The sequence below is a fragment of the Longimicrobium terrae genome (assembly GCF_014202995.1).
Lineage (GTDB): Bacteria > Gemmatimonadota > Gemmatimonadetes > Longimicrobiales > Longimicrobiaceae > Longimicrobium > Longimicrobium terrae.
The window spans coordinates 53025-67447 of record NZ_JACHIA010000006.1 but is presented as its reverse complement, the minus strand read 5'-3'; the positions used below and the strand labels follow the sequence as shown (position 1 = coordinate 67447).

Sequence of the window (14423 nt, the reverse complement as noted above, 5' to 3'; positions counted from 1 at the left end):
CTTCCGCATGATCGAGGGACACGCATCGCGCGCAGTCTCGCCGTCCACCCGGCGCGCATGACTGGCGGATGACGCTGAACATCGTCCGGTGCGCGGATATTCCGGCGCGTCGAGTGCGGGCGAGCGGAGCGGCGGGCCGGGAGATATCTTTCCATTCCCGACCGCCACGCCCGTCATCCATCCTCCGCAGCTCATGCCGAAATCATTCCGCGGATTCGCCCTCGCCCTTCTGCTGCTGGCGCCCGTCGCGGCCCGTGCGCAGACGCCTGACGCCACTACCCTGGTGCGGCGCGTGCGCGATCGCGCCGCCGAGAACGTGGCGGGGGTGCGCAGCTACACCCTTGCCTATGTGGCCGGGCCTACGCGCACGCTCGCCCACCTGGAGCGGACCCCCAAGGGAGAATGGATTCCGGTACTCGGGGCCAGTGGAGAGATGCCCATGCTCGCCCCGCTGATCCGCGGGACCCTGGAAGTGCTGGCGGGCGCGAGCGCGAGTGCGGGAGACAGCGACGAACTGCTGCCGATGCAGGCTGACGTGCGCGCCGACACCGCCGCGGGCCGGCGAGTCTACAAAGTCAGCATCCCCACCGAGCAGCTCGGGGAAAGCGGTGTTCTGTCGATGGTGGCGATGGTGGATGCGGAGAGCTATGACTTCGTCCGCCTGGTGACCTCCGCGCCCCGCCCCCAATTCAACGGCGCCGAATCCGAGCCGATGGTGCTGTGGGTGGACATGCTGGACTATCAGGCGCAGCGGGGAGTTCGCATTCCGGGGCGCTATGTGGTGCGCGGCTGGAACGTGACCCCTTCGCTGACGGATGAACAGCGCGCGTCCATTCTGCGGGAGATGGATGCCGCGGTCGCCGGGCAGACAGCCATCACCCCGGAGCAGCAGTGGATGAACGAACTCGGCAGAAAGATGGTGGAAACCGGTCTGCTGGAGATTGCGATGGGGTTGGAGGTAGTGGCCGTGAACCAGCCGAGGCCGCCCGCACTGAAGACTCCGGCGCCCTGATGACGGGCGCTGAGCCGGGCGGGCGCTGGGGCCGCTGGGCCGCGCACCCCGCCGGGCCGGCGCTGCTGTTCGCTTTTGCCGTCCTCGAAGGATGCCTGTTCCCCGCGCCCACGGAGGCGCTGTACGCGGCGCTCGCGCTGGGCCGGCCGCGGCGGGCGTGGACGCTGGCGGCGCTCGCGGCGGCGGGATCGGTGGTGGGCGGGGTGATTGCGTGGCGGATGGGCGCGGCGAACTTCGACCGTGTGGGGCGGCCGCTGCTGGCGCGCCACGGCCTGCTTTCGCGCGTGGACGCCGTTTCCGAACTGTACCGGCGCAACGCGGCTGTGGCGTTGATGACGTCTGGCTACACGCCGGTTCCCTACCTGCTGTACGGCGTGGTCGGCGGGGCGAGCGGGATTCCGCTGGGCACGTTCGTCCTCTTTTCCGCCATCGGGCGGGGATTGAAGTACGCGGTGCTCGCGGGGATCGCGCGCGTGGCGGGCCCGCCGCTGCGCCGCCTGCTGGCCGGCCACCCCGCGCGGATCGCGGCCGCGGTCCTCGCGGTCGCCACCGCCGCGTTTTCGATCTGGCTGCTCTGATCGCGATCGGATGAACGACAACGCGGCTCCCGGACCTCGCATCCGGGAGCCGCGTTGTCATTGGATGAACTCGGGTTGGGCTGTTTACTCTGTTTACTTGCTGCGCGAGTCCTCCATCCTTGCTCGTCAGGCCGGCTTTGAGGCCCCTCCCCCGGCCCCTCCCCGTGCAAACAGCCGCACGGAGAGGGGAGAACTGCGGGTTCGTGTGCTACGGATGGTGCGACTCGTAGGAGAGGCCCCCCTCTCCCCGGCACTTTCCCACGCTGTCGCGAGAGAAAGGGAGACCTCGGTGCGTGTGGAGGATTGGGTGCGCGGCTGCCGGCTGTGGCCCTCACCCCGCGTGCTGCGCACGACGACCCTCTCCCACGAACGGATGTGGGAGAGGGAGCACACACCAGCCCCCGGCGGGACCCTGAACGCGGTTGAAGCCCCGAACGGCGCCTGTGGGCGTCGTGTCGGGGCTTTCCGCTGTTGGAGCGGCGGATTCATTCGCTCTCGGCACTCTGCGCACGAACGGCACCTTGCCCCGGACACCCGATCCCGGCGCCGGCGTTTGTCCCCGTGCGGACCCGGAGCCGGCGTTCGTCACCGCGCGGCCCGGACGGCGAACGCCCGTAATCGCCCGACAAAAAAACGGGGCGGCCGCATGGTGCGGCCGCCCCGTCCTTCATCCCCCGCGCGACGATCAGAAGTCGTCGTCGGCGCGCAGTTCGTCCAGCGAATCCTCTTCCGGCTCGTCGTCCGCCGGCGTATCCAGGCTCACGCCGCCGTCATCGTCGTCGAAGTCCGGATCGATCCCCAGCGTCTCCTCCAGCGCCACGGAATCCACCACTTCCTGCCCGGTGCTTTCCGTCGCGTCCAGAATGGGAAGCGGCTCCTCGTCCTCGTTCACCACGCGGGCCACGTCCATCACCGAGTCCTTGGAACCCAGGTTGATGATCTTGACGCCCTGCGTGTTGCGCCCGATGACGCGGATGCCGTCCACCGGCGTGCGGATGATGATGCCCTCGCGGGTAATCACCATCAGCTCGTCGCCGGGATGGACTTCCTTCATCGCGACCACGCGCCCCGTCTTGTCGGACGTCTTCACGTTGATGACGCCCATGCCGCCGCGGTTCTGGCGGCGGTAGTCCTCCACGGGGGTGCGTTTGCCCATCCCCTTTTCGGTCATCACCAGGAGCGTGCTGCCGGCCTTGGTGACCACCATGCCGATCACCAGGTCGCCCTTGCGCAGGCTGATGCCGCGCACGCCCGTGGTGGCGCGCCCCATCTCTCGCGCGTCGGACTCCTCGAAGCGGATGGCCATGCCGTCGCGCGTGGCCAGCACCACGTCGCAATTGCCGTCCGCCAGCTGCACGCTGATGAGTTCGTCGCCGTCCAGCACGTTCATGGCGTTGATGCCCACGCGGCGCGGATTGCCGTACGCCGCCAGCGACGTCTTCTTCACCACGCCGTTTCGCGTGGCGAAGATGAGTGACTTGTCGTGCGCAAAGGTGCGAACCGGCACCAGGGCGGCGATCTTTTCGTCGCCCCCCATGTTGATGAGGTTCACCACCGGCTTGCCGCGGCTGTTGCGCGAGCCCACCGGCACCTCGTGCACCTTGAGCCAGTAGCACTGGCCGTCGCGGGTAAAGAACATCAGGTAATCGTGGGTGTTGGCCAGGAACAGGTGCTCCACCCAGTCTTCTTCCTTGGTCTTCATCCCTTCGATGCCGCGCCCGCCGCGTGCCTGCGCGCGGTAGGTGTCGCTGGGCACGCGCTTGATGTAGCCCGCGTGGCTGACGGTGATGACCATCTCCTCGTCGGGGATCAGATCCTCGATGGAGAGGCTGCCCGCGTCGCCCAGGATGTCGGTGCGCCGCTCGTCGCCGAACTTGTCGCTGACCTCGGTGAGCTCGTCCTTGATGATGGACTTGCGCCGCTCCACGTTGGCCAGGATGTCTTCCAGGTCGGCGATGGTGGCGCGCACGTCGGCCAGCTCGGATTCCAGCTGCTCGATCTCCAGCCCCGTCAGGCGGGCCAGCCGCATGTTGAGGATGGCGTCGCTCTGCCGCTCGCTCAGCCCGAAGCGCCCGCGCAGGCTTTCGCCCGCCTCGGCCGTCGTTTCCGAGCCGCGGATGATGGCGATGACCTCGTCGATGTTGTCGACGGCGATCTTGAGCCCTTCCAGGATGTGCTCGCGCTCGCGCGCCTTGCGCAGCTCGAACTCCGCGCGGCGGCGGACGACTACGTGCCGGTGCTGCACGAAGTGCTGCAGCATCTCGCGCAGCCCCATGACCTTGGGCACACCGCCGACGAGCGACAGCATGATGATGCCGAAGGTGCTCTGCAGCTGCGTGTGCTTGAACAGCTGGTTGAGCACGATGTGCGGAATGGCGTCGCGCTTGAGGTCGATGACGACGCGGATGTTGCGATCGCTCTCGTCGCGCAGGTCGCTGATGCCCTCGATCTTCTTGTCGCGCACCAGCTCGGCGATGTGCTCGATCAGGCGCGACTTGTTCACCTGGAACGGCACTTCGGTGATGATGATGCGCTCGCCGCGGCCGCCGTCCTTTTCCTCGATCTCGGCGCGCGCGCGCAGCACCACGCGCCCGCGGCCGTGCTCGTACGCGCCGCGGAAGCCGTCGCGCCCGTAGATGATGCCGCCGGTGGGGAAGTCGGGCCCGCGCACGAACTGGTGCAGGTCCTCCCAGGTGGCATCGGGGTTGTCGATCAGGTGCACGCAGGCCGCCACCACCTCGCGCAGGTTGTGCGGGGGGATGTTGGTGGCCATGCCCACCGCGATGCCGCTGCTGCCGTTGATGAGCAGGTTGGGCACCTTGGCGGGAAGCACGCGCGGCTCGGTGAGCCGGTCGTCGTAGTTGGGGGCGAAGTCGACGGTGTCCTTGTCGATGTCGGCCAGCAGCTCCAGCGCGAGCGGCGCCATGCGCGACTCGGTGTAGCGGTAGGCCGCCGCGGCGTCGCCGTCGATTGAGCCGAAGTTGCCCTGGCCGTCCACCAGCGGGTAGCGCAGGGAGAAGTCCTGCACCATGCGCACGAGGGCGTCGTACACCGACGAGTCGCCGTGCGGGTGGTACTTGCCCAGCACGTCGCCCACCACCGTCGCGCACTTCTTGTACGGGCGCGTGGGGATGAGGCCGGCTTCGGACATGGCGTACAGGATGCGCCGGTGCACCGGCTTGAGCCCGTCGCGCACGTCGGGAAGCGCGCGCTGCACGATGACGCTCATCGAATAGTCGATGAACGACTCGCGCATTTCGTCTTCGATCAGACGGTTGATGATGCGCGAAGTGGGGCCGGCCGGAAGATCGGGCGTGCCCTCGTCCTCCGGCAGGTCTGGCGTGAAGTCGTCGGACATCGATGTATCTGGAGCGGTCGGAAAGCGTTGCGTCGCGCGCGTTTGCGCGTCGTGCGGATGATACCCCGCGCAGGCCGCTGCGTGCCCCGGCGAAAGGGGGCCCGGCAAGGCCTACAAAGTACGCTTGCGCCAGCGGTTTGGCTAGGGAAAACGGACGGAGGGGGAAGTGCGTGAGTGCGGGGTGCGGGGTGCGGGGTGCGTGAGTGCGGGGGGATCGAAGTGCGAGAGTACGAGAGTACGAAAGAGATCGTGGGAAGGGAGTGCGATGAGGTTCGACGGGGTCCGGCGCATGCGGAGGCAGCCCTCACCCCCCAGCCCCCTCTCCCGCAAGCGGGAGAGGGGGAGCCGTTCGGCGCGCGGGCCGGGGGCGGCGTGCGCCCTCATCCCGCACGGTTGAAGCCCCGAACCGGACACGCCAGCGGCCGGTGTCGGGGCTTGGCGCCGTTTGAGCGGCGGATTCATCCGCTCAACTGGCTTCGCCCCACCCGGTCCTCCGCTTCCGTCGCCGAACCATCCGCCTCCAACAACCCTCCCCCAGTCCGTTTTGGGGGAGGGTGGGCCGGTGGTGCCGGCCCGGGTGGGGGCCGCCCAGGAGCCCGCTCCCCAAACGAAAGCGTCCCCGCGGACCAGAGCCCGCGGGGACGCCTCACCCTCTCAGCGCGAGCAGTCTACGCCCGCACTTTCGTACTCTCGTACTCTCGCACCTTCGTACTCTCGCACTTCCTAACGCACTAACGCACCCAGCACTCACGCACTTCCTGTCACTGCCGGTACGACCGCGCATTCTCATCCAGATTCATGTACCGGTCGCGCAGCATCGTCTCGCGGCTGGTCATGGGCACCTCGCGGCCGCGGATGATGACCGTGTTCACGCGGGTCAGCATCTCCAGCGGATCGCCATCCCACACCACCACGTCCGCCACCTTGCCCGCCTCCAGCGAGCCGTACCGGTCCGCCACGCCAAAGATCTGCGCGGGGGCCAGCGTCACCGCCCGCAGCGCCTCGTCGTACGGAAGGCCGTAGGCGACCGCGTTGCCGGCTTCCTGGCGGATGTTGTACGCCTTGAAGGTTTCGCCGGTGGTGATGGCCACCTGCACGCCCGCGCGCCGCAGCAGCGCCGCGTTCTCGTACCGCGCGCCCAGCGACTCAAAGCTTTCCGGCAGGTTGCGCAGCACCTTCACCAGCACCGGCACGCGCGCCCGGGCCAGGTCGCCCGCCACCATCCACGCCTCGGTGCCGCCGGTGATGATCAGCCGGATCTTGTACTCGTCCGCAAGGCGGATGATGGTCTGGATGTCGCTGGCCCGGTGTGCCTCGACGACGAGCGGAAGCTCGCCGCGCAGCACGGGCTGCAGCGCCGCCAGGTCCAGCCGGCTGATGGAGAACTGGCGCGTCTCGCCGCGCTCGAACGCCTGCGGGTTGCGCGCCCACGTCCGCGCGTCGTCCAGCACCTCGCGCATGCGCATGAACACGCCGCTGCGGGTGCCGTTGCCCGCCGACTCCTGCACGTTCTCGCTCACCGACGCGAACATGGCGATGGGGCCGGGCGTGATCACCATGTCGGCCACGTTGTTGCCGATCAGGTCGATGCCGATCCCCTGCCCGCTGATCAGCCCGCCCTGCGGCCGGCTGATGACCGTGGTCACGCCGGCGATGCGGGTGACGGGAATGACCATCGACCGGGGATTGATGCCGTCCGACACGTTGAACGCGGCGGCCACGCGGTCCTCGTCGTTCTGGAAGCGCGCGTCGTTGGTTTCATCGACCGACTCCACCTCCACCAGCGCCATGTTGGTGGACGGCTCGAACAGACCCGGCGTGACGACCTTGCCGCGCGCGTCGATCACCCGGGCGCCCGCTGGGGCGGCCAGACCGGCGCCCACGGCGGTGATGCGGCCGTTCTGAATGATGACGGTGCCGTTCTGGATGGCCGGCCCGCTGATGGGGTGCACCGTGCCGCCGGTGATGGCGATGGTCTGCGCGGCGGCGGGGCTGGCGGCCAGCGCGGCGGCGGCGGCCGCGGCGAGCAGCTTGTGGTTCATCGGGCGGCCTCCGCCGGAAAGAGTCCCAGCTCAAAGTCCGTCTGCGGCTGGCGCGACGGATCAAAGCGGTCAAAGAGGAGCGCGCCGTCGATGTACACGCGGTCGGCGCGGGCGTAGACGCTGAACGGATTGGCGGACCAGATGACGACGTCGGCGCGCTTGCCGCTTTCCAGCGTCCCCGTCTCGCCGTCGATGCCCAGCGCCCAGGCGGCGTTGGCGGTAAACCAGCGCAGCGCGTCGTTCTCGCTGACCTCAATTCCCGCCTCGCGTCCGGCCTCGACAGCCTTGGCGGCTTCCTGGTTCAGCTTCTGGATCCCCGTGGGGTCGTCGGAGTGCACGATGGCGCGGGCGCCGGCCTGGTGCACCATGGCCAGGTTGGCGCGGGTGAAGTCCAGCGCCTCCATCTTGAAGCCCCACCAGTCGGCCCACAGCGAGCCGGCGATGGAGTCGCGCGCCATCAGGTCGCGGATCTTGTACGCCTCCACGCCGTGGTGAAACGAGCGGATGCGGAAGCCGAACTCGTGCGAGATGTCGATCATCTGCGCCATCTCATCGGCACGATAGCAGTGATTGTGGACGAGGATTTCGCCGCGCAGCACGCCCGCCAGCGTTTCCAGCTCCAGGTCGCGCGTGGGCATGCTGGAGGCGCTGCGGCCGCCGCGGTCCCACTCGTCCATCCGCCGGCGGTAGTCGGCGGCGCGGATCCACGCGCTGCGGAAGCCGGCCACCTCGCCCATGCGGGTGCTGGGGCCGCCGCGCTGCCCGTAGACGCGCTTGGGGTTTTCGCCGCAGGCCATCTTGAGGCCGTACGGCGCGCCGGGGAACTTCATTCCCTGCACGGTGCGGCTGGGCACGTTGCGCAGCACGACGCTGCGCCCGCCGAACAGGTTGGCGGAGCCGGGCAGGATCTGCATGGTCGTCACGCCGCCCTCCAGGGCGCGGACGAAGCCGGGGTCCTGCGGCCACACGGAGTGCTCCACCCACACCTCGGCGGTGTTGGGGCTGGTGGCCTCGTTGCCGTCGGAGCTGGCTTCCACGCCGGGGCTGGCGTACGCGCCCAGGTGCGAGTGCGTGTCGATGACGCCCGGGGTGACGAACTTTCCGGTGGCGTCCACCACCACCGCGTCGGCCGGGGCGTCGACGGTGGCGCCGACCGCCGCGATCCGGCCGTCCCGCATCAGCACCTGGCCGTTGGGGATGATCTGCCCGGCCGCCGTCATCACCGTGCCGCCGCGGATGAGCGTGGTGCGCGAGGGAAGCGGGCGGTAGGTGGACGGAAAGGGGACTTCGGCCCGGGGCGCGGCCTGGGGCGCGGGGCTGGTGGAGCCTGCCGCGCGGCCTTGCGCGCAGGCGGCCAGCGAGCCCAGCGCGAGCGCGGACAACGCACGCTTCATTCGGTGCCTCTGCTGTGCGGAGTTGCAGGGTGCGACGGGATGGCCGTTCACGTTTTTTAGCACCGGGGTGCCTGCGCGCGGGGCATGCAGTCGCGGGGAGAATTCGCGGGGCATTGTAGCCGTATACGGGATTCTGCGGCAAGGGCGGACGTTCGTTCGGAGGGGCAGGGAATAGGGAATGGGGAATAGGGAATAGGGAATAGGAACAGCGGTTCGGGGGGCGGGCTTGAGGGCGGCCCCCACCCGGGCTCGTACTGCTCGCCCACCCTCCCCCAAAAAAAGACTGGGGGGGGTGGGGGGCCGGCGGACCTTTTGGTGCGACCAGCGGAGATCCGCGCGTGCGCGGAGCCCGTTGAGCGGATGAATCCGCCGCTCGAACAACGCAGAAGCCCCGACTCGCGGCCGCTGCCGCGCCCACGATCGGGGCTTTCCGCCGCGCGATCGGATGCGAAAGGTGCCATGGCCGCCGCCCGGGTTGAGGTCTCCCCCTCCCCCGCTTGCGGGGTGAGGGGGCCGGGGGGAGGGGGGTGCCCGGCGGCGGCGCCGGACTCCGCTCCCTCCGGCGAAGCTTCTCGCCGCTCTCCACCCCAAGCCTCGCTGGCCTCCCTGCTCCCTATCTCCTGTCGCCCTATTCCCTATTCCCTATTCCCCATTCCCCATTCCCCATTCCCTGTCTGTGTGTCCCCTCGCCCCCACACACCCGCGTCCCCACCCGGAGACACCGGATCGCCGCTGATACGGTTGCATTCACCTGTTTCCCAGCGACCGCGCTAACATTTTGATGGACAGTGACTTGGCACCCTCGTTGCCCGTCAGCTGCTCGAGATTCGGAAGCGGGTTGATCACCGAACAGGAGCACCACAGATGAAGTTCACCAGGTTTTCTCTGCCGCTCGCGCTGGCTCTGGCCGCGGTTGTGTCCGCCTCGCCGGCGGAGGCGCAGAAGGGCCGGGGCCACGGCAACGCGCAGAGCCACGGCCAGCAGGACCGCACTCGTGACCGCGATCGGGACGACGACGATTACGATCGCCGCGACGACCGCCGGGGCCGCGAAGAGCCGCGCTTTGAGCGCCGCCGCAACGTGCCGCCGGGGTGGTGCCAGGGGCAGGGAAATCCGCACAACACGGTGGAAAACTGCGGATACGGCTCCGGCCGCTCCAGCAGCCGCGCTGGATCGTCCACGCGCAACCCGGCGTCGCGCCTTCCCTCCACGCGCTATCCGTCCACGGACCGGCGATACGAGAACGGCACGTCGTACGATCAGGCGCACCGCGATTTTCATTACTCGCACGACCGCCAGTGCCAGCAGCGCCTGGCGCAGAACCCCACCAACCTTCGCTGGCAGGTGCAGGTTCGCAGCGAGTGCAAGGCCACGCACGACGCCTTTCACCGCCAGTGGGGCACCAGCCATCGCTGATCGCGGCTGATCCCGCATCCGAGAAATTGAAAGCCCCGGCGAGACCGTCTCGCCGGGGCTTTCGTTCATCCATCCACGAACCCAAAGGACGATCTTACGCAGAGCAGCAGAGGAGCAGAGAGGAAAAGAAGAACTGATCGGGCTCACACAGAGTGATCAGAGTCAGCGGAGTACGTAACGGCTTCACTGTTGACTTCGTTAACTCTGTGTGATGCCTTTTAGTTGTCAGTTCCTCTGCGTCTCTGCTGCTATGCGTGAGGCTCCGGCTCAGTTCGCGGCGGGACGGATGGTGGCGGCATCCACCGGATTGCCTTCCAGGTCCAGAACGGTGACTGGAGCGATCGCGCGAACCCGCTCCAGAATCTGCGTCGCGTCGCCCACCACCACGATGGTGGCGCGATCGGGGTTCAGGTACTGGCGCGCTACCCGCTGCACGTCCGCCGCCGTTACGGCCGCGATGCGCTGCGGATACTCCGTCACCGACGACGCGGGCAGCCCCAGCAGCCGCGCCCCGGCAATGCGTCCCGCCACCTGCCCCGACGTCTCGAGCGTGTTGGGGAACGACGAAACCAGGAAGCTCTTGGCCTGGTCCAGCTCCGCCTGCGGCACGGCCTCGTCGCGGATGCGGCGCAGCTGCGTCACCAGCTCCGAAAGCGCGCTGTCCGTCACCGCCGTGCGCACCTCGGTGTTTGCGCGATAGTCGCCGCCGCCCAGCAGACGGGCGTAGCGCGAACGCGAGCTGTACGTCCACCCGTGCTCGCCGCGAAGGACGCGCTCCAGCCGCGACTCGCCGCTGGCGCCCAAGATCATGTTGAGCACCTGTGCGGCGTAGTAGTCCGGGCTGTTCGCGGACAGCCCCGGATTGCCCACCAGGATGGAGCTCTGCACCGAGCCGGGACGGTTCACCAGCAGAATCTCCGCGCGCTCGTGCGCCGGCGGGACGGGAAAGGTGTCCGTCGGGGCCGCGCCGCCGGTCCACGCGCCGAACGCCGCGCGGGCCATCTGCTCCGCCCGCGCCGGCGTCACGTCGCCGGAGACCACGAGCATGGCGTTGGCGGGAACGAAGTGCCTGCGGTGCCACGCGGCCAGGTCCTCACGGGTGATGGCCGTCACCGAGGCCGGGGTGGCGCGCCGCCCGTACGGATGCTGGGCGCCGAACAGCCGCTCCTCGAAGGTGCGGCTGGCCAGGTAGCCGGAGTTGCCCTGCGCCGCGCGAAGCCCGGCCAGCTGCTGCGCCCGCACCGTCTGCAGCTCCTGCTCGGCGAACGCCGGGTGCAGCGCCACGTCGCTCAGCAGCTCGAACGCCATCTGCAGCTGGTCGCTCAGCATGCTGGCGGACACGGTCAGGTTGTCCTGGTCCGCGCCTGCACCCAGCACCCCGCCGACGCCCTCCACCTGCTCGGCGATCTGCGTGGCGCTGCGCGTGGCCGTTCCCTTGTCCAGCATGGACGCGACGATGGAGGCCGTGCCCAGCCGCTGCGCGGGGTCCGCGCCGGTGCCGGAGCGGATGTACAGATCCAGGTTCACCAGCGGAAGCGAGTGGTTTTCCACCACCAGCAGCCGCATGCCGTTGGGAAGCGTGCGCTCCGTGAACGGCGGAAACTGGATGGGCCGCGCCGGAAGCGCCGGCGGCGGCGTGGTCTGCTGCGCGGCGGCGGGCAGCGCCGTCCCCGCCAGGACGATCGCCAGCGCGGCCGCGCGGTGCATCATGGATGTCGTCACGGAGGTCCTCACTGGGTGCGGCCGGGGAGGGTGATCACCACCGCGCGGTTCTGCGGGGTGAGGTACTGGCGCGCCACACGGTTCACGTCGGCCACGGACACCGCCAGGTAGCGGTCCAGGTCGGTGCGCAGCGCGGCCGGATCATCAAAGTACAGGGCGTAGCGCTGCAGCGTTTCGGCCTTGCCCATGGCCGTCTGCAGGGTGCGGACGAACCGCGCGCGGTACTGGTTGCGGGCGCGGGAAAGCTCCGCCTCGGTCACGCCTTCGCGGACGATGCGGGCGATTTCCTCGTCCGTGATCGTTTCCAGACGGGCGGCGTCCACGCCGGGGTTGGCGCGCACGTGCACCAGAAAGACGCCCGGGCCGCGGCGCGTGTCGGACTGCGTGACGGCGAAGGCGGCCGCGCGCTCCGTGCGCACCAGCCGCTGGTTGAGCCGCGAACTGCGCCCGCCGCCCAGGATGACGCTCAGCAGGTCCAGCGCGTAGCTGTCCTTGTCGCCCACGGCCACCGAGCCGTATGCCGCCATGAAGGCGGGGAGGGTGGCGTTGGGATCGCTGATGGTGTCGCGCCGGGGCAGCCCCGAGAACGGCTGCGGACACTCCGGGCGGGGCGGCGTTTCCACCCGCGGAATGCCGCCGAAGTACTGCTGCACCATCTGCCGCGCCGCCGCCGGATCAAAGTCGCCGACCAGCGTCAGGGTGGCGTTGTTGGGCGCGTAGTAGGTGCGAAAGAACTGCTGCACGTCTTCAATGCGCGCGGCGTTCAGGTCATCCATGCTGCCGATGACCTCATGCGCGTACGGAAAGCAGCCTTCGGTGCTGTACAGGCCGGTGGAGGTGGCGGCCAGCAGCGAGCGGGTGTACGGGGCGTTGTCCACCCGCAGGCGCCGCTCTTCCTTGACGATTTCCTGCTGGTTGGCGAGCTGCGCGGGCTCGACCTTGAGCGAGCGCATGCGGTCGCTTTCCAGCCACAGCGCCAGGTTGAGCCGGTTGGGCGGCACGACCTGGTAGTAGTTGGTGCGGTCTTCGGCGGTGGACGCGTTGAGCCCGGTGGCGCCGGCGCCCTGCAGCAGGCGCGAGTGGTCGCCCTTGGGCGCGTTGGCCGAGCCCTCGAACATCATGTGCTCGAAGAGGTGGGCAAAGCCGGTGCGGCCCTGCCGCTCGTTCCGGCTGCCGACGTCGTACCAGAGGTTGACGGCGACGACGGGCGTGTTGCGGTCCGGCGCCAGCACGACGCGCAGGCCGTTCTCCAGCCGGTACGTCTCAAAGGGGAAGTTGACGGACGACGCGCTCTGGGCGGCCGCGGAAGTCGCGGCGCCCATCAGCACGAGCGCCGCCGCGAGCCCGCGGACGGGGGATGGAATCATGCAGCCTCCATCGGAGTGAGCCGCGGCGGGCGCGCCGAGAACCGGCGGGGCCCGTGGGCGCGGCGGATGTCCCGCCCGTCTCCGTCCACAGCCGGATCATGAGAGACCGGTGGCGGACGGAGATCGCGGGGAGAAAAACAAGTTGGGGCGGGATGCGTGTGCGATCAAGCCCGCCCGGCCAGGGGCGCGTGCTCCGCGAGCGCGGCGCGGTAGATGATGGCGGTGCGCGCGGCCATCCGTTCCGCCGTAAACCGGCCCCGCACTCTGGCCCGTCCCGCGCGGCTCCATCGCGCCAGCGCGGCCGGATCCGCCAGCGCGCCGCCGATCGCCCGCGCCAGCGCGCTCGCGTCCCCCGCGGGCACAAGACGCCCCGTCCGCCCCTCGCGCACGGCCTCCGCCGTCCCGCACACGTCCGTGCCGATCACCGGCACCCCCGCCGCCATCGCCTCCAGCGCGACCAGGGGCAATCCCTCGAACAGCGAGGGCAGGATGCACAGCTCCGCCGCGCCCATCAGTTCCGGCACGTCGTCGCGCGATCCCGTGATCCGCACCGCGTCGCTGATCCCCATCCGCCTCGCGCTCTCTTCCATCGAGGCGCGCAGCGGGCCATCGCCCACCCACACGAAGCGGGCGCGCGGCTCCGCGGCCATGATCGCGGGGACGGCGTCCATCAGGTGCGCGTGCCCCTTCTGCTCGGTGAAGCGCGCCACGGTCAGCAGAATGCGCGCGTCCGCCGGCAGATCCAGCTCCGCCCGCATCTCGTCCGCCGAGCGTCGCGGGGGGCGGGGACGCGCGATGCCGTTGTGGACCACGCGCAGCACGCGGGGCGGAAAGCCGGCCGCGGCGTAGCTGTCCCGCGCCGCGCGCGATACGCAGATGATGCGGGCGCAGCGGGCGGCGACGGCGGCGTGCTCACCCCTCTGCTTGTCGTCGGTGATGACGTAGGGCAGGTGCTCCGTGCGGATGACGGGAATGCCGGCGAGCGGCCCCGTGTACACCGCGTGGTGCCCCTCCCAGCCGACGCCCGCGTGCACGTGCAGCAGGCCGACATCGTTCGACCGCATCCACTCGGCGAAGGGCTGTTCGTCCCACGCGGCGCGGACGGTGATGGCGGCCGCGTTGATCCCCGCCGCCGCGGCGCGCGCGAGCAGCCGGTCGCCTTCCGCGGAGGGCGGGCAGACGAGCGAGACCCGGTGCGTGCGGCGCAGCGCGCGGGCCAGCGTGAGCATGTGCCGCCCGACGCCCGAGGGCTCCAGGCTGTCGGTGATGAGGCAGACGTGGGGGTGCATTCCGTCCGTGTGAGAGAGATGTCCGGGCCGCGCCCTGCCGCAGACACCGCGCCACGCGCCGCCATTCGTGCGCGTGGCCGGGCCTGGTGCGCGGGAAAGCCTGGGAACTGCCGTTTCACACGGAGGTCACGGAGGATGCACGGAGGTCACGGAGGAACAGCAACAGAAAAGATCACGCAGAGCAGCAGAGGAAGAGCAAGAACAACATCAACAATGCTTTGATTTGTTCTCTGCTTCTCTGCTGC

The 14423-nt window shown here is 69.5% G+C and carries 9 protein-coding genes; 3 read left to right on the top strand and 6 right to left on the bottom strand.

Annotated elements, in window-relative coordinates; genetic code table 11:
• Window positions 1-193 precede the first annotated feature (193 nt).
• The gene (locus HNQ61_RS12010; protein ID WP_170033173.1) at window positions 194-1012 is read left to right on the top strand and encodes a hypothetical protein; all 819 of its coding nucleotides are present in this window, start codon (window positions 194-196) and stop codon (window positions 1010-1012) included.
• Window positions 1012-1590 (top strand): YqaA family protein, encoded by a 579-nt coding sequence (locus HNQ61_RS12005; RefSeq protein ID WP_170033171.1) that lies wholly within the window; start codon window positions 1012-1014, stop codon window positions 1588-1590. The genes HNQ61_RS12010 and HNQ61_RS12005 overlap by 1 nt, the downstream gene beginning before the upstream one ends.
• Before the next feature lie 685 nt (window positions 1591-2275).
• Here HNQ61_RS12005 and gyrA read toward each other — a convergent pair.
• From gyrA to HNQ61_RS11990, 3 genes are all read right to left on the bottom strand, one after another.
• Complete coding sequence (gyrA, locus tag HNQ61_RS12000) at window positions 2276-4948, bottom strand: DNA gyrase subunit A (protein ID WP_170033169.1); 2673 nt, start codon at window positions 4946-4948, stop codon at window positions 2276-2278.
• Window positions 4949-5709: 761 nt separating this feature from the next.
• Window positions 5710-6990 (bottom strand): amidohydrolase family protein, encoded by a 1281-nt coding sequence (locus HNQ61_RS11995; protein WP_170033167.1) that lies wholly within the window; start codon window positions 6988-6990, stop codon window positions 5710-5712.
• Window positions 6987-8384 (bottom strand): amidohydrolase, encoded by a 1398-nt coding sequence (locus HNQ61_RS11990; protein ID WP_170033165.1) that lies wholly within the window; start codon window positions 8382-8384, stop codon window positions 6987-6989. Before HNQ61_RS11990 ends, HNQ61_RS11995 begins: the two co-directional genes overlap by 4 nt.
• Window positions 8385-9248: 864 nt before the next feature.
• Here HNQ61_RS11990 and HNQ61_RS11985 point away from each other — a divergent pair.
• Entirely contained in the window at window positions 9249-9800 is a 552-nt protein-coding gene (locus HNQ61_RS11985) for a hypothetical protein (RefSeq protein WP_170033163.1), read from the top strand.
• Window positions 9801-10067: 267 nt separating this feature from the next.
• On the opposite strand, the gene HNQ61_RS11980 is transcribed toward HNQ61_RS11985, so the two are convergent.
• From HNQ61_RS11980 to HNQ61_RS11970, 3 genes are all read right to left on the bottom strand, one after another.
• The gene (locus HNQ61_RS11980) at window positions 10068-11522 is read right to left on the bottom strand and encodes an insulinase family protein (protein ID WP_170033161.1); all 1455 of its coding nucleotides are present in this window, start codon (window positions 11520-11522) and stop codon (window positions 10068-10070) included.
• Window positions 11523-11530: 8 nt separating this feature from the next.
• Entirely contained in the window at window positions 11531-12889 is a 1359-nt protein-coding gene (locus HNQ61_RS11975; protein WP_170033159.1) for a M16 family metallopeptidase, read from the bottom strand.
• A gap of 164 nt (window positions 12890-13053) precedes the next feature.
• Entirely contained in the window at window positions 13054-14178 is a 1125-nt protein-coding gene (locus HNQ61_RS11970; protein ID WP_170033157.1) for a glycosyltransferase family 4 protein, read from the bottom strand.
• Window positions 14179-14423 lie beyond the last annotated feature (245 nt).